A 26,467-nucleotide genomic window follows, 5' to 3' on the forward strand; every position below is an offset into this window, starting at 1 on the left:
AAGGCGGCTGCGCGGCTTGGCTGAGAAGTAGGGATCGGTTGCGTCCAGAATTCGATTGTAGGCTTGCTCGATAGGGGAAAAGGCCTTCGCTGCCTGCTTTGCCATTTTTCATGAAAATCGGAAATCTTGAGCTCGAGTCGAACCTTTGCCTGTCGCCCTTGGCGGGATATACCAATCTGCCGTTTCGCCTAACCGCGAAGACGCTGGGGGGACTGGGGCTGGTGACGACCGATCTGGTCAACGCTCGCTCCCTGCTGGAGGGACGTCCGGTGGCGTACAAGATGATAGCGACCGACGCTCGCGAGCAACCCATGGCGGTGCAGCTATTTGGCGGGGTGCCGGAGGAAATGCGCGACGCGGCGGTGATTGCCGAAGAGCATGGGGCTAAGTCGGTGGACATCAACATGGGCTGTCCGGTGAAGAAAGTGGTGAAAACTGGCAGCGGCTCGTCGCTGATGCGCGATCAGGATAAAACGCGGGAATTGGTGCGCGGGATGATTGAAGCAATCAAAATCCCGGTGACCGCCAAAATGCGACTCGGTTGGGACGCGGAAAACATCACGGCGCCCGATCTGGCGAAGTCGTTGGAGGACATCGGCGTTTCGGCTATTTTCATCCACGGGCGCACGCGTGCTCAGGGCTTTTCTGGCGGGGTGGACCTGGAGGGCATTCGCAAAGTGAAGGAGGCGGTGAAGAGTATCCCGGTGATTGGCAATGGCGATGTGACCACGGCGGAAGCGGCTCGCGTGATGTTGGAGCGCACCGGTTGCGATGGCGTGAGCATTGGCCGTGGAGCGTTCTACAACCCGTGGATTTTCAAGCAGACCAAGCACTATCTGGAGACCGGCGAGCTGCTGGCTGACCCGAGCTTCGAGGAGCGGGTGGATTTGATGCGTTTGCACCTCGAGCGCATGATCGAGTTTTATGGTGAGGTGAAAGGCTGCATCCAATTTCGCAAGGTGGCGGTCTGGTATGCCAAGCGATTTGGGCCGTCCAAGTACTTCAAGGATCGCGTGGTCCGGGTGGAAAGCATGGAGCATTTCGAGGAGATTCTCGAAGGCTACCGCGAGTGGCGCCTGCGTTTTTGCGATGAGAATGGGGAGCTGCAGGACCGCTACAAACCCGCGGCCCAGTACTCGTCGATCACCGACGGCGCCCCGGAAGTCAGCGACGCCATCAAGGTCCCTAAGGGTCCGGTGTCGAATTGGTAGGGCTAGGTGACGGTGCTTGGCGGGCGACGTCGGATTGGCTGCGGGCGCCTTCCGCAGGAAGGCGGCTACTTTCTTGGTCGCTACCAGGGGAGAACGCGCCGAGGACGTCGCGTTCCACCACGAGAAAGTCCGAGCTTCGCGGGGAAGGCTCGGACTTTCGGTTATAAATTTCGTATCCTTGGGAACTCGTTACGCTACGTTGATCAGCGACGCGGGATCGAGGATGAGGGCAATGGTGCCGTCGCCCAGGATGGCGCCGCCAGAGACTCCCGGAATGCCTTGCATCATGCCACCGAGCGACTTGATGACCACTTCCTGTTTGGAGACCATGTCGTCCACCAGCAGGCCGCAGGGCTTACCACCGGTTTCCACCACTACGACCGTCGCATCCTTCGGATTGGAGATGGCGCCGGGGATGGCGAAGTGCTGGTGCAAGCGGAACAGGGGAATGACCTTGCCGCGGATGTTGAGAATCTCCTGGTTGCCTTGGATTTTCGCCAGCACGGTTTCGTCCGGGCGGAGGGCGACCTTGACGGAGGTGGTCGGCAGAATGAAGCGGTCTTCGCCCACTTTGACCACTAGGCCGTCGACGATAGCCATGGTGAGCGGGAGCAGGATGCGGAAGGTGGAACCTTTGCCCAGTTCGGACTCGATTTCGACCTTGCCGCGCAGCTTCTCGATGTTCTTGCGAACCACGTCCATGCCCACGCCGCGTCCGGAGATGTCGGTGATCTTCTCCGCAGTGGAGAAGCCTGGGGCGAAAATGAGTTTGTAGATCTCCTCCTTCGGGAGCTGGTCGCCTTCGTCGACGATGCCATTGGCAATAGCCTTCTTGAGCACCTTTTCCGGGTCGATACCGCGTCCGTCGTCGGTGAGCTCGATCACGATGTTCGAGCCTTGGTGATAGGCCTTGAGGGAGATGGTACCGGTCTCGTCCTTGCCGGCGGCCACGCGATCGTCGGAGGTGGCTTCGAGGCCGTGGTCCAGAGCGTTTCGGACCATGTGAACCAGCGGATCGCCGATTTCCTCGACCACGTTGCGGTCCAGTTCGGTGTCCTCGCCGAAGGTTTCGAAGCGAACCTTCTTGCCACACTTGGCGCCGATGTCGCGCACGATGCGGCCCATCTTTTGGAAGGTCTGTTTCACCGGAATCATGCGCAGCGCCATGGAGGTGTGCTGCAGTTCCTTGGTGATGCGCGTCAACTGCGACATGTTGCGTTGGAAAACGGAGTTCCCGTCGGAGGCGTTTTCGCCGCGGGAGCTTTCCAAGAGCTGGCTTTGCACGATGACTAGCTCGCCCACCATGTCCATTAGGTTGTCCAGCTTCCAAGTGTTGACGCGGATAGTGGCGTTTTCGGCGGCCTTGCGCTTGGCGGCGGATGCGATCTTGGAATCTTGGGCCGGAGCTTCGGCTTGCGAAGCTTCCTCAGGAGAGGAGTCCTCGGCTGATTCGTCGGCAGCGATAGCGGATTTAGCAGGGGACGCGTCTTCCTTGGCGGCAGCGTTGCTCGACGCGGCGTTGCTGTCGCCGGTCATCTTCACGTAGTGCTCGGGGCCTTCCATTGCCCAGCGGGCGCGGGCCATGAGTTCGCTCACGGGAATGACCTGGCTCGGCAGGGTGCCATTGGCGAGGGCCTGGGTGATCTGGTCGATCAGCTGAGTGATGGTGTCCTTGGCGGCCAGGACGAGGTCGATGATGCCGGTGAAGACGTCCAGCTTGTCGTTGCGCACCAGGTCCATCAACGACTCGACTTCGTGAGCGAGGCGGTTGACGGGGACCAGGTTGAGGAAGCCGGCGACGCCTTTGATGGTGTGGAAGGAACGGAACATCGAGTTGATGGCGTCGCGGGAGGTGACGTCTTGCTCGAGCTCCAGGACGGCGGACTCGATCTGGCCGAGGTGATCGACGGCTTCGGTATGAAATTCCTGCAGCAGCTCCTCGTTTTCCTCCATATTGAGGTCCATGACGATGTCGTACTGGGCGAACTCGGCCAGCAGGCCGTCGTCTTCCGGAAGGTCGTCGGAGGTGGAGTCTGCGGTTTCCGGAAGGGGATCGGCTTCCGGAGATGGGGTGAATGGCTGGGGATCGCGACCGGCGTTGATCTCCGCCAGAGCGGTTTCCAGCCAGACATTGAATTCGGTGAGGATCTGGATGGCGTACTCGTCGTAGGCCGAGGCGGTGTCGAGCAGGGTGTCCATCTTGTCCAGCACGGGCGTGACGGCTTCCTGCACGATCTCTTTGGAGTCGAATTCGGAATCGAGGTCCTTGAGAAGCGAGTAGACCGGGAGCATGCCCTCGTCGCTGTCCTTGCTGGCTAGCAGCAGCTCGGCGGAAAACTGTTGGGCGATCTTGGAAAAACTCTCCACCAGGTGGAGCGGCCAGTTGTCGTTGAGCTCGTTGAGAACGAAACTGTCGTTCGTCGGTTCGTCCGCGACAGGTGTGAGCTCCACGGCTTCGGGCGCTGAAACCTGCTCTTCGGCTCCGGGATTTTTTTCCAGCGGGGTGAGCTGGATATCGTCCAGGCCAGCCTCTTCACTGACGGGAGTGAGCTCGATGGAATCTGCCTCGCCGGTAGGCGCTGGCGTCTCCTCCGGCTTTTCGAAATCGATGTCGGAAAAGTCGTCGTCGCAGCTGAAGGCAGGTTTGGCTGGCTCCTGTTCCAAAGCGGTTGAAAAATCGATATCGCCGAAGCCAGGCAGTTTGGTAGGGGCCGCTTCCGCTTCGGCGGTTTCCTGCTCGATGGGCTCCGCGACGGCGGGCGTCTCGTCGTCGGTGGCGAGATAGGAGGTGAGCGGCTGCTCGTTTCTCAGCTTGTCCACACTATCGCAGCACCACTTGGCGAAGCTCTGCATGGCTTCGATCGTAGCCGCGTCGAAGAGGGTGGCTTCGTCGAGCATTGGCTGCAGCATTTCCTGGATGGCGACCACGGCTTCGGTGAGGTGCTCGTCCTGCGGCAAGGACCAGGTAATCTCGTTGACGAGGCTGAAAATGGGGATGAGCCCGTTGTCTGTCTCGGGCTTGGCAAGGTGCGATTCGGAGGTGAGCTTCGAAGCGATATCCTCGAATTTAGTGATTTCGTCTGGTGACCACGCCATGATTTGTGAGCAGTTGTGGGATAGAGAGTTTCGGGTTTGAGAGCCGTATCGCATTTCATCGTCCCAGCGGTCTCGGTCTTGAGTAGAAAAGCGGAATGGCGCGAGGAGCTTTAGTCCAAACTACTCACCAGCCTAGACCGCAGCGGCTATTTCGCAGGGAATTTACGATTGGTGAATACCCGAAGGGCTGGGGCGCGGCGATAGGCGTAAGGCTTGTGGTAAGCGAGCCCGGAGGCCTCGTCGCTCCACCTTTGACGACGGGCTAGCAAGGACTCAGGTCTTGGCGCCGTTGAGAAGGCTTTGCACCGACGATAGCATGGCTTTGAGCGAGAAGGGCTTTTTGAGCAGGATGGCTTCTTTCGGGATGTCGAATTGGGGCAGCAGCTCCTCGGAGTAGCCGGTCATGACGATGACCTTCATGTCGGGGTTCTTCTTCAGCAAGCGCTCCGCTAGCTCGGAGCCGCGCATTTTGGGCAGGATGAGATCGGTGACCAGCAGCTTGATGTCCTCGTGCGAGCCTTCGAAGAAATCCAGGGCGTCTTCCGCCTGGTTGGTGGAGTAGACCTGGTAGTTGTAAAGACCGAGAAGGCCGGAAATGCAGTCGCACATGGTTTCGTCGTCCTCCACCACCAGGATGGTTTCGCGCTCGGTGGAGACCAGGTCCTCGCTGAGGGTCTCGTCCTTGCCGTCGTCTTCGGGCAGCTTGGAGGCGATGACGGGGAGGAAGATGCGGAAGCGGGTGCCTTTTCCCTGCTCGGATGCGACTTCGATGTGGCCGTTGGCCTGTTTGACGATACCGTAGACGGTGGCGAGGCCCAGCCCGGTGCCCTTGCCTTGCTCCTTGGTGGTGAAAAACGGCTCGAAGATGCGTTTCTGGGTTTCCGGGTCGATGCCCATGCCGTTGTCCTGGAAGCTGAGCATCATGTAGGATTTGGCTTCCATGTAGTCCGGCAGCAGCTGCTCGGATTGCTCAGCGTCGCACTGTATGATGGAGAGTTCCATCTGGCCGCCGTCGGGCATGGCGTCGCGGGCGTTGGTGGTGAAGTTGATGAGGATCTGCTCGAGGGCGGTGCGGTTGATGTTGACGTAGACAGGGAGGTCGGAAAAGCGGAGGTTGAACTGGATGTTTTCCGGTACCAGGCGACGCAGGATCTTCTGCATGTCGGTGGTGACCTTGATGGCGTCGAGCACCTCGGGCTTGAGGTTTTTATTTCGCCGACTGAAGGAGAGCAGCTGCTGGGTGAGGTCGGCGGCGCGTTCCGCTGCCTTGCGGATCTCGGTGATGAACTTCCGGTTCGGATCGTTATCGTCAATCTTGTCGATGACCAGATCGGAGAAGGACAGGATGACCGCTAGAATGTTGTTGAAATCGTGGGCAACGCCACCTGCCAGACGACCCACGGCCTCCATTTTCTGGGATTGGAAAAGGTCCTGCTCGAGGCGGCGAAGCTGTGAAACGTCCCGCTGTATGACCACGTAGTTGCTGACGAGTCCGTTCTTTCCGTGCACCGGAAAGGCTTTCCAGGAAATGATGAACTCGCTGCCGTCCTTCTTGTAGCCGACCGTTTCGCCCGCAGCCGGTTGCCCGGAGCGGATGTCTTTGACCATTTCATTGATGACCGAAGGGTCGGTGTTGGGGCCGTTGAGGATGGAGATGGGCTTGCCGATGGCGTCGAGGTCGCTGTAGCCGGTGATCTGGGAGAACCCATCGTTGGAGTAGAGGATGCGGGCGTGGCCGCCTTCCCAGTTGTCGTCGGTGATGAGCACTCCCTCGCCGATGCTCTTCAGTGCGGTGGCGATGAGGCGGATCTGGGTCTCGGTGGTGACGCTTTGGCTGAGGTCCTTGAAGAAGAGCAAGGCTCCGGAAAGATCGGGGCGAGCCGAGTTGATGTTGGGCTTGAGATGGAAGCTGACGGGCACGATGCCGCCGCTAGGAGTGTGGAGCGTAGCTTGGGCGTGGGCCAGCTGGGGATTGCGGTAGCGCTCGTCGGCCAGGTCGATAGGCTCGTCGGAGTGGGGATCCATGGCTCGAAACAGCTCGCTGATATGCAGGCCTCGAGCCATGTCCTGATCCACGCCGAGGATCTGAAGAGCGTTTTTGTTGGCCCTCTCCACCCGTCCCGTGCGGTCGACCACGATGATCCCTTCACTGGAGAATTCCAGCAGAGAGTCTGCAAGTGTCTGGGCCTTTTGTTGTTCCTCGTTGTTCTGATTGAGGGACGCTTCGGGCGGAATCATGGAATGGTTGCGAAAGGAGACGGGAAAGTTTCGGAAGGTACGGCAAAGCCTGCGGAGCGGAGCAGCTGAATGCAATAGTTCACTAGCAGGCGATTTTACCTAACGACGCCGGTGAAGAACGTCTCGGACCATGAAAACGGGAAGACGCCAGGTCAACCCGGCGTCTTGGTAAACGTAAACGCGTAGTTGCGTCCTAACTACGTTCGCGGTGGATCAGTCTCGATCGTCGTAGCCCTTTGGGTGGGCCTTGTGCCACTTCCAAGCGGTTTCGATGATGGATCGGATGGTCGGATACTGCGGCTCCCAGCCGAGCTCCTCCTTCGCCTTCTTGCTATCGGCGTAGGCCGCTGGCACGTCGCCGCTGCGACGGGGGCCGAGCTCGTAGGGGACGGGCAGGCCGGACACGTCTTCCACGGTTTTGATGATTTCCAAAACGCTGGCCGGAGTGCCGGTACCGAGATTGTATTTCAGCAACACTCCCTCTTCCTCCAGCTTTGGGAAAGCGGCGATGTGGGCTCGGGAAAGGTCGTCCACATGCACGTAGTCTCGCAGGCAGGTCCCGTCGGGAGTGGGATAGTCGTCTCCGAAGACGTACATCTGCTTGCGCTGGCCCAGGGCGCACTGGATGGCGATGGGGATGAGGTGGGTCTCGGGATCATGATCCTCGCCGATATCTCCCGCTTCGTTGGCCCCGGATGCGTTGAAGTAGCGGAAGATGGCGGCGCTCATGCCGTAGGCCTTGGCGCAGTATTCGAGGATGACCTCGACGTCGGCCTTGGTCTGGCCGTAGGCGCTGATAGGCCGCAGCGGCATGGCTTCGGTAAAAGGTGGCTCCGCTTCCTCGCCCAGCACAGTGCAGGAGGAGGAGAAGACGAACTTGGTGACACCCGCTTCGCGCATGGTCTGCAAGAGTGAGAGCGGCTTCGCCACGTTGTTGTCGTAGTATTTCAGAGGATCGGACATGGACTCGCCCACGTAAGCGAAGGCGGCGAAGTGCATCACCAGCTCGATTTGCTCTTTTTTCAGGATTTCGAGTAGGGCTGGCCGGTCCGCCATGTCGCAATCATAGAAAGGAGTCTCGGGAGAGACCGCTTTGCGATGTCCATAAACCAGGCTGTCCATTACGACTGCCTTATGACCAGCGGCCTGCAACTGGCGCACGCAGTGGCTTCCGATGTATCCTGCTCCTCCGACGACGAGTACGTTCATGCTGCCGGATGATGGAGGTGCTCATTGAGGACACCAGTTTTTTTTGAAAGTGACTGTTGGAAAAAGAATTGCCCTGTTTTCGCCTCGTAGTGATACAAGCCACTTCAGCTCTACGCTGCTTTTCGAAGAAATGGAATGAAGAACGTTTTGGTGACAGGCTCTTCCGGACTGATCGGCTCCGAGGTGTGCGAACACCTGCATGAAGTCGGATTTCGGATACACGGCGTTGATAACAATCAGCGAGCCGTCTTCTTCGGAAAGGCTGGGGATACGCGTTGGAACCAGGACAGACTTGGCAGAGAGCTCTCCGATTTCGAGCACCACGAGCTCGATATTCGCGATCGCAGCGGAGTGCAGGAGCTCGTGAAATCGGTAAAGCCTGACGCCATCGTTCACGCTGCCGCCCAGCCTTCTCATGATCTGGCGGCTCGATTGCCCTTCGATGACTTCGATACCAATGCGGTCGGGACGATGAATCTGCTGGAAGCGGCTCGCCGGTTTTGCCCGGAGAGCCCCTTCGTCTTCATGTCGACCAACAAGGTCTATGGAGACGCTCCCAATCGCCTAGCGCTAAGAGAGACTGAGACGCGTTGGGAAATAGCGGATACACGGTTCGACGAAGGGATTCCGGAGAACTTGGGGATCGACCAGTGCAAGCATTCTTTATTCGGCGCTTCCAAAGTTGCGGCCGATATTATGGTTCAGGAATACGGGCGCTACTTCGGCATGCCGACCTGTTGCTTGCGTGGTGGCTGCTTGACCGGTCCGAATCATAGCGGAGTCGAACTGCACGGCTTTTTGAGCTATCTCGTTCGCTGCAACTTGGAAGAACGCGAGTATACGGTTTTTGGTTACAAGGGAAAGCAGGTCCGGGATAATATCCACTCGCGAGATGTGGCCCGCTTCGTCTCTGCGTTCATCTCCACGCCACGCTCGGCCGCGGTCTACAACATTGGGGGAGGCAAGGCGAATAGTTGCTCGATCCTGGAAGCCTTCCAAATGGTGGAATCGATCACAGGCAAGAGTATGCGCTGGAAGTACGACGACAAAAACCGCGAGGGCGACCACATCTGCTATTACAGCGACCTGAGGCGGATGCGTACGGACTATCCGAATTGGGACGTTTCGGTCACCTTGCAGGAAATGGTCGAGGAGTTGGCGCGGGCGTGGAAGGAGCGTTCCGAATAGACTTGGAGACGAGGAGTGTTGTGCTCGCTTCGGAACGGCGAAGCGGCACGCTCATTTAGCTGGCCTTATTATTTTGAGAGCGGCTTGATCGCGATGTGAAGCGTCAGATGCGGTTTCTTCAGATTTGCGATCCTTACGAGTTGCACCTGCAACATTGCTATCGTTCGAATCCGGGCTTGTCCGAGCTGCCCCATGAAAGCCAGATGGAAGCGTTTTATCGTGGAGGCTACATGAGCAGCCACCTCTTTTATCATGGGTTGCGAGATTTTGGCTATGAGTCGTATTTGCTCATGCCAAACTGCGTCTCATCCCAGCGAAAGTGGGCGGAGGAGCGTAGCTGGGACCTGCCGTCTAATCAGGCAGAATCGATCAAGCTTCTCGGTCGTCAAGTAGAAGCTATCAAGCCGGATGTATTGTTTTTCAACAATGCCTGTTTCGTTTCTTCGGAGGTGGTCAAGAGTTGGTCCTTTCGACCCGCACTCGTGGTAGGGTGGCGGGCGGCGCCGATGTGGGGCAAGTTGGATTGGTCAGCTTTCGATCTAATACTGTCTGGCTTCTCGCGTCTGGTTGAGCTTGCTAGGGAAGTGGGCGCCAAAGATGCGGCTGTTTTCCATGCTCCAATGGTCCAGGACTGGTTGTACGACGCGGTGCCAGATGAGGAAATCGTGGCGGACGTAGTATTCGCGGGCTCGGCTTATCCAGGGATCCATGCGAGTCGAACTCGGTTTTTAGCGGAGCTAGGCGAGCGGAATCGAGCTGAAGGCTTTCCGCTGAAAATGCATTACCATCTAAGCGGTTCGCTGGCTGACTTGCCCGAAGCGGTGTTTCCTTACCTGCAGCCGGTGAAGGTAGGGCGCGAAATGCTGGCTGCTTTGCGCCGTGGTCGGGTGGCTCTTGATTGTCGGGCGGAACAGGCCCTGGAAGTCGATGGAAGACGTATCGATTTTGGCTTGGAGGAAACGATCAATATCCGCTTGTTTGAGGCGGCGGGCGCTGGCTGCTGCACGCTGACACAAAGGCTCGAGGGAGTGCGTCGTTTTTTTGAACCGGGCGTGGAAATCGAAACCTACGGCTCGCTGGAAGAATGCTGGGAGAAACTGCTGTATTATAAGGAGCGACCTGACGAAGCCCGAGCGATGGGTCATGCCGCGCGGCAACGCTGCTTGAGTGAGTACACCGAGGAAAAACGCCTCAAGGTATTGGATGGTCTGCTGAAGTCTCGCTTGCATTGACCGTGGTTCTAGAATCGGTCTCCTCGAACCGTGTTCGCCTGATTCATCGGAAGCTGCGCTTCGATGTTCAATGTATTCTAAAGTTGGACACGCGCTTTCGAGAGGGATTTTTGCAGTCCCTAATTGAAATCAGCTCGATCAGGAATCGGCTTGTGGAGAAACTGGTTGCTTTTCGCGATGCTCGCTAGGTCGCACCGAAGACCCTGATGAAGCGAACCCGAGTTGCAAAAATATGGTTTGTGCTCTGCGTGAGGCTATGAATCTTGGTTCCATGCCCGGAGAGAATAGACCTCCTTTTTCATATCCCGATGCCGAGGCGGGCGGGAAACTGCTTTTTCTCGGAGATTTGGCCCCTATGCGAGCGATGCATGCGTCGCAATCTTGGAGAGAGCTGGTGGAATCTCACCAATGGCGGGTCGGAAATCTGGAAGGAGTCGTCGGGAAAGCGTTTCCGCCCGCTTTGAAGGCGGGGCCAGTTCTTTCTTTCGAGGAAGACGCTTTTGCGAGCGTCGCTCGCTGGGTGAACGTTTTTGGTCTTGCGAATAACCATTGCTGCGATTGCGGAGAAGAAGGACTGGTAGCGACGATGTCTTCGATCGAGGTTCATGGCGGGCGTAGTTTTGGGGCGGGGACGAACATGGAAGAAGCCTGGCGACCGCTCGATCTCGAAAGCTGCAGGATCGTGGCGGTGGCCGAGCATGAGTTTGGCAAGGCGGAGGATCGTCGGTTTGGCATTGCCACAACGGAAAGCGAACTACGGCTCTTTGACACGATCAGAGAGGGGGCGCAATCTGGGCGTCAGGTTATTGTCTATGCCCATGGGGGCAGCGAGATGCTGCCTTTCCCGCCTCCGTATTTGCGTGAGCGCTATAGGCTCTGGATTCGACTAGGAGCTCGAGCGGTCGTTGGTCACCATCCTCATGTGGCTCAAGGATTCGAATATTACGAGGGAGGGCTGATTTGCTATTCGTTGGGAAACGCTTTCTTCCCGCATCCAAGATGGGTCTCGAACCGACTCGCCATGGCGTCGCTTGCAGTGAGCTTTGATCCAGGGCGAGACAGCTTTTCCGTCTTCCCCATCTATGCCGACTACCATGGAAACATCGGCTTGGCTCGCCCTGAAACGCTCGCTTCGGAAATCCTCAGATCCAATGAATTGATATCCGATCAAGTCGCGTTGTCGGAGCGATATTGCGAAGCGTCCGCTAGGCTCTTCGAAAATTGGTATCGAGATTTTCTCCCTAGGGATCCGAGGCATGCCGCCCGCCTTCTGCATTACTTTCGGTGCGATGCGCACAGGGCGATGGTCGCGCAGGCATTGTCTCAGCGAATGGGGGAGACGAAGGAGCCGCTCGAGTACGCAATGCGGCAGTCGGGCGACTTCTGGAGTCTCGACAAGGACTCGAACGAGCGAAACGCGAGGGACTCCAGTGAGACGCTTTCTGGTGACTCCGTTTTCGAGCAGGTTGCACGGCGGTTCGAGAGCGAGGGTCGGCTTCGAATGGCTAGTTTTCCATTCGAAGAGGACGACGTTCTGGAGGATTCCCAACACGCGATCGTGCTTTGCGAGGCTCGAGAGAAACCTTCGGTCGTATCGAAAATACCGGGATTGTGGATACAGCGAAAAGACGATCTTTGGGAGTGGATAAACGCCCCCTACAAGGTCGAGATCGGAGCGAATCGGATGGTGCCAGGCTGGTGTCGAACCAATCGGGACACTTTGGATGCCGCGAGCATTGACTCTTGGAGGAGCTCCTTTTCAGAAGAAGGCGTTTCACGTATTCTGGCGGAGCATGTTCTCGAGCACCTAGAGGACGAGGACCTTGCGAAGTGTCTAGTCTGCGCTTCGATTTTCTTGAAACCTGGTGGCGTATTCAGAATCGCGGTACCCGATGCGGCTCACCCTTCGGCGTTCTATCGAGAGCTTTGCAAACCGGAAGGGAGCGATCCTGGGTCGGAAGATCACAAACAGTTTTTTGATCTCGGTTTTATGATAAAAGTGGCGAGCCGAGCTGGATTTCAGGTCGAACCATTGGAGTGGTGGAGTAGCGAGGGTTTCCACAAGGCCAAGTGGGCTAACGATTGGGAAACAGGGCGCATCGAGCGTTCCTCGGACCATTATGCGGGCCGCTTGAGGTATAGCCATGATCTTTGGGCAAAGCTCGTGGATACAACTCCCGCTAACCTGCGCCAGGAGTACTCAACTCATGGCGTCTCGTTTACATCACTAGTCGTCGATTTAAGAAAACCGGAATAAATGGATACGCTATTTAAACCAGGGGAGGATTACGTCACGTTTCGCGAACGGGCGCGTGGATTGATGCAGATGCACCCAGGCGAGATCGATATGCTCGAGAGATGCCTTGGTGACGGAAAGTCATATCTCGAACTGGGTGCGGGCTTTTCGACAGTATTCTTCGCCGCCAAAGTCGAACGAATGGTCAGCGTGGAAACGCGCGATGCTTGGTGGGAATCAGTCCAGTCCTGCTTGAATCGCTTCAAGCTTGATCACGTGGATTTGAGGCTCGCTCCGCCGGAGCCGATAGCCTACGACGCGTTGGGTCGGGAAACTTGGTATCAACGTAGCGACTACGGTACAGCAGAGGAGTTTTCGGGTTACTTGTCAGTGGTTCGGGCGTTGGTGGAGAAGGGGGATTTCGACACCGTACTTGTAGACGGGAACGTGCGATGCGAAGTTGTTTTGATGTTAAGGGAAATGAACTTTAGCGGTCGTACGCTGATTCATGATGTGATGCCGAGCAGACAGCACCTGAATGCTCTTGCTCTTTCCAATCCTCGGATACGGGTGCGTGAGCAAGCGGATACGCTTTGTGAATTGGTATGGCAGGACTAGAAGCTATCTGGCGTAGTGATTTTTTAGGTACGAAGCCTGTTTTTTTCAACCTTGTTTCTGGCAAGGTTGGAGAGTCCTGGGGGGAAGTGTGTCCGGCCCCAGGAGAGTCTTGGAGCTGGGACCGAGAAGGACTCGAACTGTATCTTAGGACCGGATACGCGTTTTGGGGAGTCACGCCGATCAAGGGAGTGCGCATATTGATGCCAGACGAGGTCTTGAGACGGGACTCTCTTGGCAAGTTGATTGTAGCCCATGAGCCGGAGCTTTGGAAGCAGCCGGAGGAAAGCACCTGTCTAAGCGAGTCCGCGATCTTTGATTTGTTGCGCGCCCGTTTGGAAGACTGGCGAGCTGGTTTGAACGGAAGAGAGGTATGTCTTCCTCTCAGTGGCGGTCTAGACTCACGGATTCTCGCCGCCCTCTACCCAGATGCCGGGGAGTTGCGGGCTCGCAGCTACGATGTGACGGAGGATCCGGCCACTGGGAAGGAGCGTCTCGGCGCAGCGTGGGTGGCGGAGCGTCTTGGCTTGGATTGGAGAGCGGTTCCTCTTGGCGGATTTCATCACTATTTACCTGACCTATGGAAACTCTTTGGGCTGAGCTCGCACTTTCACGGGATGTACCACGTCGAATTTTATCGAACCTTGCTAGCGGGTGGGGATCGAGCCGGTCCGTTGCTGAGCGGTTTAATTGGTGATGCTCCTGCGACCTATCGTACTCCGGACGTGATCGAAGGTCCGCGTGATTTGCTCAAGCTAAGCCTGTCTCACCGGATGGATGCCAGCGCCGCATTGACTAGCGAGGCTGGTGTTTCTCGGCGACTGGAACAGTATTTTGAAGCCTATCGCGCGTATTGGTCTGACGAACGATTCCAAACGCTTTGGCGCATACGGCTCAAGATGGTTCTGCTGAACTACCTTTGGGCGGTACCTGCTTCGCTCGGTTACGAACCCTATTGCCCTTTCACGGAACGGGAGCTTTTTTTGGCGATGCTGGCACTTCCTGAGGACCGTCGCCTCGAGCGGCGTTGGCAGCTCGAATGGCTGGAGAGACGGGGCTTGATCGATGCCCCGCGAGGGAGCGCTCGCAATACCTTGAATCTACGGGCACAGCAGATCTTGCCGCTGCCTCGGTTGGACTTCGAAGCGCTGCGCAATCTTTATCCTATCGAGGCTTTACGAAAAACCGCCTCTGTGATGGACGCTGCTGCTGCGTATCGCTTTGAGCCTGGCGAAGCGTTTCATCAATCTTACGGAACCGCCTTGACCTTGCTACCGCTGCAGACTTGGGTGCAGTCTCGTATGGCAGATTTCACTACCCATTGAGTTACGTGCGATTCTTGCAGATACATCGTTTCGATGACGTTTTCTTGCGTCGGCTTTACAGGGATAACAGCGCTCTAGCCCGAGAGAGCAGTACCGCCCAGATGGCCGTGTTGGAGAATAGTGGATACTCGGCAGTGCACATGTTCTATCGCGGGTTGCGGGAGGCGGGGCACGAAGCTCGGTTGCTAATTCCGAACGCGGTAGCGGCTCAAGGCGCGTGGGCTGCGGAAAAGGGATTGCGAGAGCCTCAATTCCCGAGCGACGAGAATCGGGTTTTGTTTCGCCAGGTCGCGGAGTACCAGCCAGAGGTCGTGTTCATCGGAAATCCGGTGTATTACGACGACAGCTTCGTATCCGCCATGCAGCGTTTCCTGGTCTCAAGAGGTGTCCCCTTGCCAGATCTGGTTTGCGGTTGGTGTGGGGCGATAACCAGAGGCGGGTTTCGATGGACCAGTTACGATCTGATCCTTTCGGGTTTGACTCCCATGCGCCGCTACGCCGAGCGGTCTTTGGGCGCGAAGGCGACGGAGGATTTCGGTCCGTCTTTTCCGGCTTGGCTCGAGCTAAAAGATGAGATGGTCCCAGAAACGCCGGGTGTGGTATTCGCGGGCAGTTGGCTTCCCTGGCTGCACCAAGGGCGCAATGCGAAGTTGGCTTCGCTTGCGAAACGGCACGGCGAGCAGGGCTACGAATGGCCGCTACGTTTGCACTTGAGAGCTCAGCTGCCCGATCTGCCTGATGAGATTTTTCCGCATTTGCGACCAGCCAAGTTCGGCTTCGAAATGCAGCGGCTGTGGAAGGAGCACGCTATCGTGCTGGATTATCGGGGAGATCACCTGCTAACCCACTCGGGCGAACAAGTGGATTTGGCGGGCGGCGATACGATCAATATGCGATTGTTCGAGGTCACTGGCGCGGGAGGGTTTCTGCTGGCGGAGGATTTGCCCGGGGTGAGGCGCTTCTTTGAGCCTGGCAAGGAAATCGATGTCTTCGGGAGCGAGGAGGAGCTGGTGGACAAGATCGAGTTCTACCTTTCTCGTCCAGAGCTGCGCCGCAAGGTCGCGGAGGCGGGCCGGGCTCGCTGCCTTAAGGAGTATGGCTCTAAAGCGAGAACGAGTCAGCTGCGGGAGATTCTGGAAAGGCACCGTTCTGCAGCCATAGCAAGAGTGCCGGCCCTGACCGAGAAGCGCCGATTCGAGCTTGGCAAGCGCATGTTTGCCGAGGGACAATGGTCTGAAGGATTGTCTGAAGTGAAACGGGCGGTGGACTCGGGCCATTGTTTGCCAAAATGGCGTTGGGAGTTTGCGAACTTGCTAGCGAAATCGGGCCGATTCGAAGATGCCAAACGGGCTGCTCAGCAGGAGTTGGCGTACCACGGTAGTGATCCTGAGATCGAGGAGGCGTTGCAAAGGTGGGAAACCGCGTCCCCTCGGGACGATGCGATGAGTCGGGAACGACGCGGCTGGGAATCTGGGCTGCCGGAGAGCGTTCATCGAAGGATCGTTCGAGCAAGCCGGACCTCGAGCTATCGAGGCGAGGCTTTTGGCAAAACCCCTTTCGACATGGCGATTCTCATGCGGGTGTTGGAAGACACGGTTCCTGAGGCTGTATTTGAGCTCGGTTCCGGTGGAGCGGGCTCGGCTCTTTGGCTGGGCGATGTGGCTGCTGCTGCTGGGTTGCCCACGAAAGTGGTGAGTGTAGGCGAAGGGAAGTTGGATGCTGGCAATTCGACGCGAGTGAAGTTTTTGCAAGGCAACGCGAGGGCGCTCGATAGACTGCCGGAGTTGGAGGCCTATCTCAGTCTCAGCCACCCTTGGGTACTGGCGCTAGGCGACTGGGGCGCGAGTCTGGCTTCGGTGCTAGCGTTCTTCCATCCGCTGCTGAAAGAGGGGGATGTGCTTGCTGTGGATGAAAGCGTTTATGGGGTGAGGGAAACCGAGGAAAAAGAAGTGAACAGCGCGCTTCGAGACTTCATGGCGGAGCATCCTAGGGAGTACGAGGTGCTCGTCCACTATTGCGACTTTTTTGGGCCGAACTATTCGGCGAGTCCGAATAGCTACTGGCGTCGCCTCTAGCGGCATTTTCTATGCGATTGTTGCACATAATAAAATGGTTGTCGTCGGGTGGAGCGGCTAGAAGCGCAGTCGATCTCGCTCACTGTTTGAATCGGCAGTTTGGGGTGGAGAATCGTTTCGCGGTCTGGAAGGAGTACCGTAGTCCGGTCAGCGATCGCTATTCCCAGGAGGACTGGGCGGCGCTGGAAGACGGCAAGCTTTCCAAGGATCAGCTGGAGTGGGCCGACCTTGTCTTGATCCACGCTTGGCACACGCCTGATCTGACGCAGTGGCTAGGGGCGGAGCGCGGCAAACACCGTTATGTCTTTTGGCATCACGTGAGCGGCCAGGCGGCCCCGTTTCGATTGACGGAAGCAACCCTGGCTTGCGGCATGGCTCATCTCGCCTGCAACGATTACACCTACACGCAGTTGCCGGCATTCTTGGATGCCCGGCGCCGCGGACGCGGGTTTCTGCTTTACGATACCTTCGACCTTGCTCGTTTCGAGCGAAAGGAGTGGCGTCCGAGCGCTGAAGGAAATCTGCGCGTGGGCTACCTCGGCCACCTCGATGTTATCAAGCGCCATCCGCGGCTAGCGGAAATGTTTCTCGAGGCGAGATTGGATGGGGCTCATTTCGAGTTGGGCGGAATTGGCAACGACGCTCCGCTTCGCCACTCTGTTGCGGCGGCGAATCGCAGCGAAGATTTCAGCTGGCTTGGTTTCTTGGAGGATGTGTCGGACTTCTTTTCCCGTATCGATGTATTTGCCTATCCCCTACGACATGATAGCTACGCTGGCTCGGAACTCGTAGTCCAGGAGGCGATGTGGTGTGGAGTGCCTGTAGTGGCCTTGCCCGCGGGTGGACTTACAGGTTTGCTGCGCCACGGCGAGACGGCATGGGTAGCTTCGAACGAGGATGAATTTGTCGAAGGACTGGAGACCTTGGCACGGTCAGCAGAGCTGAGAGATCGCTTGGGTCGCGCGGGAGCTGCTTGGGTTGAGCAGAGTATGGGGTCCGAGCGCATGGCCGAGCGCTTTATGGGGATAGCGAAACGCTGGCTAAGTGAGCCGAAGCGTCACTTGTGGCCGAAAGGTACGCCGCCCGAATTGGAGTCTCCCTTGGAGAGCTTCTTCTGGTATGGCGGCGTGGCGGAAGGCGTGTGGCGTGAATTGTCCAATCTGTCGGAAGAAACGAAGGAGATTCCCGACGATGCCTTGGAGGCAACCGCTTCCGATATGGTTCCGCCTATGGTGGCAATGTACAGCGAGCACTACCCCGAGTGCCTGGAATTTGCCCTCATGCGAGGATTCAGCGGAAGTTGGCGAGCTGCGGAGCCAGCGTTGCGTTGCCTGCTGAGTCAGGGAGCGATTCGGAAGCGGGTGCTATCGCAGTTGGCCCGGGTGTCAGACCGCTTGGATGCAGATGTTTCCTGGTTTTATTTGATAGGTAGACGACTTTCAGATGCGACGAAGCGCGTCGATGAGCCTTTGGGGGGAATCTCTGTTGATTGGCTGTGCAAGCTGATCATAGGCCAGGATTGGGTTTCGACGACCGTCGAAGCGCAAGCAGGCCGCAAGCTGGCGCTTTGGGGAGGCGGTCTGTTGGGCCAGCGCTCGTTCGAAGCGTTGGGGTCCGCAGGTGCAAGCGTCGATGTGGTGCTGGACAAGAATCCTCAGGCGGCTCGATCGCGATTTGGACCAGAGGTGGAGGTTGTGAGTTCGACGGAATTTCATGGTCTTTTCGGTTCTCATTTCATTTTGCTAACGACGCAGTACTATCGGGAAGTGGAGCCGCTTCTAAGGGAGGCAGGCTTTCTCTGGGAGCGAGACTACGTGCATCATCCGGAAGCGTGGCAGCATGTGTAGTTGGCAAAAGTATTGGGATGGCATCGAACGCTTGGGACCGCGGCCTGTGTACATCTATGGAGCGGGACCCTTAGGGCAGAAGGCGGCGGCTTGGCTAAGAGCGCTGGAGATCGGTTTCGAGGGGTTGATCGATCGCGATGAAAAACTAGGAGGAGAGCGGCCCTTCGGCACCGTATTTTCACCAAACGTTCTACGAGAGCGCGGGCCGGGAACCCTACTCGTTGCGTGTGGTAGTTGGCCTTGGCTGACGCGCGAATGGGAGAGGCTCGGCTGGACGTGCCGAGTGTTTTCCGAGGCCGCAAGTGGGATGGCCCATCGTCGGTTGTGGGAAGCGGAAGTGATCAATTTGAACGCCTTGGGGCGTCTATGGGGAGACTCCTTCTCTCCCGCGGTGCAAGAAGCCTGGCAGGCCTATCTGTTTACGCGAAATCTCAAATGGCTGCGCAAGGTCGAGACGCAACCCGCTTATGTTTCGGGAGAAGTCGTTTCTTTCCGTGATGAGGAACGCGTTTGGCTGACCAGCCCAAATACCAAGCTTTTAGTGGCTCTGTCTCGACGCTCGCCTGAAGTCGTGAAGCATTTGTGGTTCGCTCCGGAAACTGGGTTTAGCCAGGAACGAGCGGAAAGCGTCGCTTCGTGGTTCAAGGGAGCGAGTTGGTCTTGGTCGCCGAAAGGAGAGTTTTGGCAGGAAGAGCAGCTTCCGACTTGGATTTCAGCTGAAGAACCGGGGAGGTGGCTTGAAATGAAATGCAGTGATGGCAGCAGCGTCGCGGCCTATTCGAAGATGGTGTTGCCTCTGGGCAAGGGAGATCGCAGTTGGTTTGAGTTTCCGTTAGCTCTCAAGGAAAAGCTTGAGGCTTGCGGGCTGCGGCTGCGCTGTCACGGCGAGAGCGCTTCCGACTTGCTGTTGTATTGCGACGGTCCTCGAATGGGCAGGGTATGAAGGCTGCTTTGTTTCGAGAACTGAATGGCATGCTGAGCGTCGGCAAAGGACGAGGCGATGTTTCGCGGGCGAGAAAGCTTTTGGCTGGTGATTGTGATGAGGACCTGGATACGAAGTTCATCGAAGCGGAACTTCACGCTTGCGAGGGACGTTTCGCCGAAGCTAGCGCCTTATTAGGCGCCAAGGCCGAGGCGTTCGATGTGATTCCAGCCATAAACTATGTGCCGGGAGCGTCGGGAGCGTTTGCTGAGCGGCAATCTCGCATGCTCCGCGCCTTGGGCGCTTTGGAAGTCCCGGTGCTGAACATCGGCTATCCGGGAGAAAGGCTGGAGATTAGTCGCTGTTCGAATTGTTGTGGCCTGACGCGTTCGGCAAAGGATTCCTTGAGTGAGGAGCTTGCTCCCAAGCCTTTCGTTCGAGAGCTTTTTGATCTGGCGGCGGAAGGTTGCGAAGCGCAGGGCGGCACACACTTTCTGTTTTTCAACAGCGATATCGAGTTGAGCCCCCGAGGTTTGCTATGGGCTCGTATCTTTGCAGCCGCAGGTACTGAGATCGGTTTCTTTTCGCGAACGAATTACGCTTTTGGAGTTGAAGGGAGTCGTGAAATCGAAGGCCTTCACACGACTGGTTTCGACATTTTCCTAGTATCGGTAGACTGGTGGCGTTCTAACCGAAATGGATGGGGAAATTACGTGCTAGGCGAGCCTTGGTGGGATCTCGCATTAGCGGGTCAGGCCATTGGGTTTTGCGATCGGAGCTGGGCCTTGCACGTCGAGGGCTTGGCTTTTCATGAGACGCACGAGCGGGCGTGGAATACCGTTTCGGCAGCTAGCTTGTATAACAAGGGATTGGCGATGGGGCAGGACGAGGCGTTTCTGCGTCGGAGCCAGCGGTACGTGGCCGGGCTGCTCGAAATAGGCGAAACGCTAACCTTTGGAGAAGCTCGTCGTTGTTTTCTCGATACGCGCTACCGGTCAATATGGACAGGGACGGAAGAGGAAAAGCGTAGGGTCGCGCTGCCTGTGATCGCTCGATCCTGGGTCGAGGCATGCCCTGAGTCTCAGGAAGCCCGGTTCGCGTTGGGGCGTAGCTTGGGAGGGCTGAAGGCGTCGCAAGACGATTTGATTGGCGCGTTAAGGGTATCGTGCAATTCGGGATTGCGGTGGGAGGATGGCTGTCTGGCGACCTCGCTTCCGTTGTATACCGATCCTGAACTTCGCCTGCGCTATGAGCAGTCTCTTCGTTCGATCGAATTGTGTTCCGAGTTGTTGCCTTTCCCCTGCTCCGAGTTTGGAACGGCTAGGCTTGGTGAACCGGGTTTAGTCCCTTGGGGGGCAGTACGTCTGGACGCGAATGACAAACCTGAGTGGGGTGTGCCGATACCGGCTTTGTTGGAAGCGCTCGATGACTGGGCGGAGCGACAAGGCAGAGCGTTTTGGATACTGGTGCGTAGCGACGTCCTTGTTCTGCCGGAGGCGTTCCACGCTCTTTTTCTCCATTTTCGTCTCGGTTATCGGTCAGTGAGTCTAGCGCCGCAGCGTATCGCTAACGGCTCGGACATTCAGTCGAAAGATCGTGGAATGGTGGAACCTGCCAGTGCGGTGATCTTCGGGTGCTTGACCGGCATGGGGCGGCACTTGGCTGCCGATTTCCCTAACTACTATTGGCGAGGTCCTTGGTGGTCGGAGAGCTTGCTTTCGAGGTTGCTTGGCTGCGACGGTCATTACCATGTAAACTCCATGCGAGATATCTGTCTACGCTCCTATTTGCATCCGCGGTGGCCAAGAGATCGTTCGCTGACCGAGCACAACTCGGCGTTAGCCTTGGAGGCAGATGCGGTTCACCTGGGGAAGCTTCGCGTCTATGCGGACACCTGGTCGGCCGCGGTTTCTCGGCAGAAGCAATTGTTGAGCATCGGTCAGAATCGGGAGCTGCAGCGATCCGTTTTTCGTCGCTGATTTAGGATCGTTGCTGCGTGGTCGCACTGACATTCCCGGTGTGTTGAAGTAGAGGCGATGACCTCGCTCGAAGGAAGAAACCTCGCCGCAAAAGCGGACCACCGGGCAAGTGTCTGTTTGTCCCTTGTTGACTCGGCATTCTTCGGAGCTTTTGCTGTGGAGTGAGAATGCTCGAAGGAGTTTATTGTTTTGGAGAGGTTTCGGTGGATCCTGAGTTTTCGAAATTGGCGGAGCGCCTTCGGAGCAATGGAGCGTTCAATGAGGACAAAAGGCTGGTTTTGGCGACGGATTGGAGCGACCTGGAGACGGGATCCTTCGGGGAATCGTTTCGCCACGGGTTTGTAGCGCTTTCAACGTTGCCCAGCTATTTCCCTAGCGATCTGCCTGAGGGGGTTTCGTGGTTATGTCCGTTTCTGCCGAGTGAATTGGCTGCCCTGCGCGGCGATCCTTTTTGGTCTGAATGCGAGCCGTACTACGTTTGGTTTCCATGGGCGAACCGTCTTTTCAAATCCAAGCAAGAACTGGCGGGCGCCAAAGTGGTGGCGGCGACTCGTCGCCAATCCTCGGAGCCGGTCTCGCTTGTCCTCGGAAGCTCTTTGAATGTGATTCTGAGCGAAGGCTTGGATATCGCTCGGGAGGAGATCCGATCGGAAGCGAGCGCGGAGGAGTTGGTCTTAGCAGCGTCTGATGAGTGTCTGGGAATAGACGTTAGCGGTACGTTATCTCCCTTGCGGGGGATCCTTCCTGGCTCGACCATTGAGTCGTTTCCCACCCTTGCCGACCAACTGCGAATTCGATCGGTTGGCATGGCTGTCAGGCCTTGGTTGAAAAGCCGGGAGTTGAATGCGAAGCCTCGTTTTTGGGACGGGGAAGCCGGCCGGGAGTTTCAACTCCTGGTATCTGCGACGAGAAGAAGAGGGTGCTCGTTCGAGCTAGAAGCCGCTTTTCGTCGATATGGGTCAACGATGGATGGAAGCTTGGATGCTTGGGCCGACTTCATTTGGAGAGAGTGGCTTGATGGCCATCTGCTGGGGTGGAGATATCAAGTTGCGGAGAAGGCGTTGGCTTGGCTGACTGCCTTCCGGCAGTATTTGAAGCCCAAGGGAGTTCATGTGGCAGTCGCCATGGCTTTCGCTCTCGGGCGGGCCAGAGAGTGGAGCGATGCTTTCGACAAATTGGGAGCCGCTTCGCACAAACTGAACCTTCTTTGGCAGGCGTTTCGAGCGGTGGCTCCACTTGTCGAGGAGGGTGTATCTCTCGACCCTATCGTTTATCGAAATTGGCAGGACGGGTTGAGCACGATCCAACCTGTCGATGGTTCGAAGGAGGTGAAAGAGTCGCTTGAGTTCCAGGGGCGGGTCTATTTCGACCAATCGGTGTCGACCGACGAGGAGTTAGGTGTGACGTTGTCGAAATTGGGTCCCGCCAGTCTTGCCGGCGTGGCGCTTCATGTCTGGCTATTTCGGCGTAGCCGTTGGTTCGACGTGATTCGTCGTGAGATCGGCAAGCGCGTCGCTGCAGGAGACGGCAGCGATCTGTTCCTGTTCGAAGCTATGAGGCGGACTTACTCCGTCGAAGGAACTCCCAGAATCGACATCGCAGCGTTGCCATCGAGCCAAGGCGAATTTTTTGCACCGACTCGTTTTAGCCATTCTCGTTGGCTCGTTGGCGCATTGGCTTTACAGGCAGATCGTCACGCAGACGCAGATACATGGTGGGAGAATGCTATGGATCAGGACCCGTCAGCGGAGGGCCGACGCTCTCGCTTGAGTACTTCGTAATTGCGCCCATGCTTATGAGATTCGTTTTTTTCGAAGACTAGCGTTCGGGTCGGTCGGCCTTGTTGCTAGGATTTGCGATCCGTTGGCATGGTCTTCATTCTTTCTCTTCGTGATATGTCAGAATCAAACACCCCCAAAAATTTTAGAGAGTTGAGCTATATTCGGCACTCGAAACATTTCGATGCTTGCTTTTCGGATCCGGACAGAATCGAGCGCCCTGCCCAGTGGATGAGAGAAGGAACGGTCGATGCGTGGCGACATGCCCAGTTTTACCGCATGGCCAATCCTATACTGGATGTGGACAGCGGCGCGCGTTGGTTGACCGTAGGCGATGGTCGTTGCGGTACGGACGCTCACTACTTGCAAGAGCGAGGTGCGGATGTCGTCGCGAGCGATATTTCCGATACCCTGCTCAAGGTAGCATATGAAGCGGGCTTTATAAAATCATATCAAGCGGCGAATGCTGAGGCATTGCCGTTTGAAGATGGTAGTTTTGATTATGTTTTCTGCAAGGAAGCGTATCATCACTTTCCGCGTCCTATGATCGCTTTGTACGAAATGATTCGGGTTAGCAGAAAAGGCGTTTTGCTAATTGAGCCAAACGATAATCCTATTCTGTCGAAAGGTTCTGATGGTCAGGACCAGATTCGATATGCTCACGATAGCTATGAAACGGTAGGAAACTATAAGTATCAGTTGAGTTCACGTGAAATAGAGAAGGTGGCTCTCGGGCTGAATCTCCCGGTGGTAGCGTTCAATGGTCTGTGCATGGATTACGAGCAGGGCGTTGAAGAGGAGTTGGTAGCTGACAATCCTGCGTCCTTGCAGCGAATCAAGAATAGGATCGCATCGAGCACCGAGGCTGTTTCCAAAAATCCGTTACGCCACCGGTGGCCTTTGCTCGTAGCTGGAATCTTCAAAACTCCTTTGGCGAGTGAGATGGCCAAGGCGCTTGAAGAATATGATTATGAGATAAAAGAGTTGAGTCGAAACCCATATATTGAGGAATGATGCCTAGGGTTTCGAGTAACGAAGCCATTTTGACCGCATAGCTATGCCGCTTAGATGTGGAAATAGGCTATGTTTGCTTTGTTGAGCTCAGTGATGCGAGAGGCGGTTTCTGAATGGTAAGCTGGATTCATGGCCACAACCAAAAATAGCGGTTGGTCGAAGCTTCTTAAGAACTCTGGAGGGTGCAGGGACCTATTGTTAAACGTTCCTCTCTTGCGCGAATCGATGTAGCAGTGGACGGTTCTTTTGTTGAGTTGTGTTAGCGACTTTACTAACCCCCCTTTCGCGGATCCTCCCCAAATCATGACCAAAGCGTCAGGGTGCTCTGAGAGTTTCTTTTCGAAGGCGCTCACTTTCTGGTGACCGAAATAGTCCTTAAGAAACTGACGTGTGTTGATTACAGTGTCACGGGAGCCTGGGGTTAGCGCGATTGTTTCCGGTGTCTTCTCTAATTCACCCAGCAACGCTCTTCTCGCTTGTTCAACGGTTTTGATAAGTTGATTGTTTAGTAGTCCACGCTCCCTAGCGAGTTTTAGAGCTTTCATATAGGATTCTACGAAAACTTCCGGTTTGCCTTCACGCCACGGAGGGCGCTCAGTGAGACAGTCCGCTAGGAAACTGGAAATCGTTCTTTCGGGAGCGTCGATTTGGCTCTCAAGGACCTCTCTAAAGTGCGATTCGATAATGCTCGAGCGTTCGTTTTCTGTTTGAGAGCGATTCGAGCTTAGAGCTTTCTCGTGCCGGGTTACGATGCCGATATCTATTCCTAGATATAGTGCTGCGCGTTTTTTAGTCAGTCTAAAGGCAAAGTCTAAGTCGCTGGCGATGTCGTAGTTTAGGCTGAATCCGCCCACCCGGGCGTGGTCATCTTTTCGCCACATTATCTGAGATCCTAGGTAGTGGCATCGTAGTAGCCGTGTTCGCTTGAACTCGCCTGCTCGACACTTGCGGTCTGGGATGAGTCCTTGGCTATCGAACTTGGCTAGTTCATCTGGGCTTGCATGAACCCAGTCGCCATAAGCGAGAGCTGCGTTTGGGGATTCGTCAAGGGCATCTGCCAAAAGCTGCGAACTGCGGGGGAAGAGTCTGTCATCTGCGCTGGCCATGAGGAGATAGTCTCCTCTGGCAACGGAAGCTGCTTGATTCCAGACTTCGTAGAGGCTTGTGCGCTGCTCATTTCTAATGTACCGTATGTTGCAATGATCTCTGATATATCGTTGGACTATGGCTCCTTCGTTTTCTGGCGAGTTTGCGTCTACAATTAACACCTCGAGCTCTTTTCTTTCAAAGAGGCTTTGTCTTACGAGGGCTTGTAGGCAACCATTGATAAACGATTCGGAACAGTAGGCCGATACAATCGCCGTGACTCGGATATTTGTACTCGCGAACGCTTGAACCATTCTGAAGGTTGCCCCGTCTAGTCTGTTGAAGCGGATATAGGTTCTTGTTTCCTGAAGCGAAGCTGAAGACGCTACTTGGCTTTTGCCTCTAGGCTTCTTCTTGAGGTTGATGAACAAGGCCTATCTCGTATCCGCTTTTTGAGCGCCAGAAGGTCTTGTAGTCGATCGATCTCAAGGTTGCAACTGCCTCTACAGAGTCTTCGACTGATAGCGGGTCGAAACGATGATGGAATTCCACTAGGATCTGTTTTGGTCGAATGTCTGTGTCGGCTAGGTCTTTTATAACCTCGTACTCCGCTCCTTCTATATCCATCTTGAGAATGTCGATGTGCGAATGCCCGAGCTTGTCCATTATCGTTTTCAGCCTGTGGAGCTGCACATCGATTTTTTTCGTGTTCTTAAACACGTCTTTTAGTATGGTCTGAGAAACATACTCGGGGTTTTCAGGGGCTGAGAAAGTCGCGATACGATTGCTGGCTCCGAGGCCGAAAGCATGCATTTTGAAATGGTCAGAGCTTATGTTTTTTTTCACCCAGTCTATGGCTCTTGGAGTTGGGTCGAAAGCGTGTATGGTGCAGTTCTTTTCGTCTATGAGCTCGAGATCGAATGAGGCGTCTTCCCCAACGCCAGCCGAATAAATTAACGAATGCTCGTTGATGTATTCCGATAAGACATTCCATCCGCCATAGTGGTTTCCGAATCGTTTGCTATCGACTGAAAGATCTAAGGGTGGGGGCCAGTTCTCGGCAGAATGATGTGGGCTGTTCATTTTAGGTATCCTCTGGGATTCGATCTCGCTCTTGGCTGTTGATCGATTTAGGGGGGCGAATTGCAATTGCTGGAGCCTGGGGTGATCTGGGATTTAGGTTCTCTGCGGGCGTCCGCATTTGCGCGATGGACTGGCGCGTTTTTCGAGATCTTGGTTCGGAGAAAGCGAAGGCCGATGGCGCATTCGTAGAACGGTACAAAAAGGCTGTAGCAGAACAAGTCGTTAATCCCATGTTTGAAATCCCTGACTTCTGGGTGATCGGCGAATGAGCTCACGTTCGAGTGGATTAGTATTGCGCGAATACCGACTGATCGCACGATGCCGAGGGCAATA

Annotated in this window: 17 protein-coding genes; 12 read left to right on the plus strand and 5 right to left on the minus strand. The window is 56.1% G+C overall.

Annotated features, from left to right (window positions below):
* Positions 1 to 110 precede the first annotated feature (110 nt).
* Positions 111 to 1,211: a tRNA dihydrouridine synthase DusB gene (gene dusB, locus QEH54_RS00980; RefSeq protein ID WP_309016741.1), complete on the plus strand. Its 1,101-nt coding sequence runs from the start codon at positions 111 to 113 to the stop codon at positions 1,209 to 1,211.
* 189 nt (positions 1,212 to 1,400) lie between these two features.
* Here dusB and QEH54_RS00985 read toward each other — a convergent pair whose 3' ends face one another.
* The 3 genes from QEH54_RS00985 to galE all read right to left on the minus strand — a co-directional run bounded on the left by QEH54_RS00985 (position 1,401) and on the right by galE (position 7,754).
* Positions 1,401 to 4,307: a chemotaxis protein CheA gene (locus QEH54_RS00985; RefSeq protein ID WP_309016742.1), complete on the minus strand. Its 2,907-nt coding sequence runs from the start codon at positions 4,305 to 4,307 to the stop codon at positions 1,401 to 1,403.
* A 273-nt stretch (positions 4,308 to 4,580) separates the two neighbouring features.
* The gene (locus tag QEH54_RS00990) at positions 4,581 to 6,545 is read right to left on the minus strand and encodes a PAS domain-containing protein (protein ID WP_309016743.1); all 1,965 of its coding nucleotides are present in this window, start codon (positions 6,543 to 6,545) and stop codon (positions 4,581 to 4,583) included.
* Positions 6,546 to 6,758: 213 nt separating this feature from the next.
* The gene (gene galE, locus QEH54_RS00995; RefSeq protein ID WP_309016744.1) at positions 6,759 to 7,754 is read right to left on the minus strand and encodes a UDP-glucose 4-epimerase GalE; all 996 of its coding nucleotides are present in this window, start codon (positions 7,752 to 7,754) and stop codon (positions 6,759 to 6,761) included.
* A 135-nt stretch (positions 7,755 to 7,889) separates the two neighbouring features.
* Between galE and QEH54_RS01000 the strand changes: the two genes are divergently transcribed.
* From QEH54_RS01000 to QEH54_RS01050, 11 genes are all read left to right on the plus strand, one after another.
* The gene (locus QEH54_RS01000; protein WP_309016745.1) at positions 7,890 to 8,942 is read left to right on the plus strand and encodes an NAD-dependent epimerase/dehydratase family protein; all 1,053 of its coding nucleotides are present in this window, start codon (positions 7,890 to 7,892) and stop codon (positions 8,940 to 8,942) included.
* A gap of 107 nt (positions 8,943 to 9,049) precedes the next feature.
* Complete coding sequence (locus QEH54_RS01005; RefSeq protein WP_309016746.1) at positions 9,050 to 10,174, plus strand: glycosyltransferase; 1,125 nt, start codon at positions 9,050 to 9,052, stop codon at positions 10,172 to 10,174.
* Between the two features lie 364 nt (positions 10,175 to 10,538).
* Complete coding sequence (locus QEH54_RS01010) at positions 10,539 to 12,431, plus strand: CapA family protein (protein WP_309016747.1); 1,893 nt, start codon at positions 10,539 to 10,541, stop codon at positions 12,429 to 12,431.
* Positions 12,432 to 13,028, plus strand: a complete 597-nt coding sequence (locus tag QEH54_RS01015; RefSeq protein WP_309016748.1) for a hypothetical protein — start codon at positions 12,432 to 12,434, stop codon at positions 13,026 to 13,028.
* A gap of 86 nt (positions 13,029 to 13,114) precedes the next feature.
* Positions 13,115 to 14,350 carry an asparagine synthase-related protein gene (locus QEH54_RS01020; RefSeq protein ID WP_309016749.1) on the plus strand — a complete coding sequence of 412 codons (1,236 nt, stop codon included), beginning with the start codon at positions 13,115 to 13,117 and terminating at the stop codon, positions 14,348 to 14,350.
* A gap of 107 nt (positions 14,351 to 14,457) precedes the next feature.
* The gene (locus QEH54_RS01025; RefSeq protein ID WP_309016750.1) at positions 14,458 to 16,425 is read left to right on the plus strand and encodes a glycosyltransferase; all 1,968 of its coding nucleotides are present in this window, start codon (positions 14,458 to 14,460) and stop codon (positions 16,423 to 16,425) included.
* Between the two features lie 86 nt (positions 16,426 to 16,511).
* On the plus strand, positions 16,512 to 18,272 hold the full coding sequence (locus QEH54_RS01030) for a glycosyltransferase family 4 protein (RefSeq protein ID WP_309016751.1): 1,761 nt from the start codon (positions 16,512 to 16,514) through the stop codon (positions 18,270 to 18,272).
* A complete protein-coding gene (locus tag QEH54_RS01035) occupies positions 18,265 to 19,215 on the plus strand; it encodes a hypothetical protein (RefSeq protein ID WP_309016752.1) in 951 nt (316 codons plus the stop codon). The genes QEH54_RS01030 and QEH54_RS01035 overlap by 8 nt, the downstream gene beginning before the upstream one ends.
* Positions 19,212 to 21,173, plus strand: a complete 1,962-nt coding sequence (locus tag QEH54_RS01040; protein ID WP_309016753.1) for a hypothetical protein — start codon at positions 19,212 to 19,214, stop codon at positions 21,171 to 21,173. Before QEH54_RS01035 ends, QEH54_RS01040 begins: the two co-directional genes overlap by 4 nt.
* Before the next feature lie 203 nt (positions 21,174 to 21,376).
* Positions 21,377 to 22,954 (plus strand): hypothetical protein, encoded by a 1,578-nt coding sequence (locus QEH54_RS01045; RefSeq protein WP_309016754.1) that lies wholly within the window; start codon positions 21,377 to 21,379, stop codon positions 22,952 to 22,954.
* Positions 22,955 to 23,068: 114 nt separating this feature from the next.
* Positions 23,069 to 23,965 (plus strand): class I SAM-dependent methyltransferase, encoded by an 897-nt coding sequence (locus tag QEH54_RS01050; protein ID WP_309016755.1) that lies wholly within the window; start codon positions 23,069 to 23,071, stop codon positions 23,963 to 23,965.
* Positions 23,966 to 24,015: 50 nt separating this feature from the next.
* Here the strand turns inward: QEH54_RS01050 and QEH54_RS01055 are convergent, their stop codons facing one another.
* Entirely contained in the window at positions 24,016 to 25,482 is a 1,467-nt protein-coding gene (locus tag QEH54_RS01055; RefSeq protein WP_309016756.1) for a glycosyltransferase family A protein, read from the minus strand.
* Positions 25,454 to 26,134, minus strand: coding sequence for an FkbM family methyltransferase (locus tag QEH54_RS01060; RefSeq protein WP_309016757.1), 681 nt, complete (start codon positions 26,132 to 26,134; stop codon positions 25,454 to 25,456). The genes QEH54_RS01055 and QEH54_RS01060 overlap by 29 nt, the downstream gene beginning before the upstream one ends.
* Positions 26,135 to 26,467: the final 333 nt, after the last annotated feature.

Source organism: Pelagicoccus sp. SDUM812003 (assembly GCF_031127815.1).
In the GTDB taxonomy this organism is placed as follows: domain Bacteria; phylum Verrucomicrobiota; class Verrucomicrobiia; order Opitutales; family Opitutaceae; genus Pelagicoccus.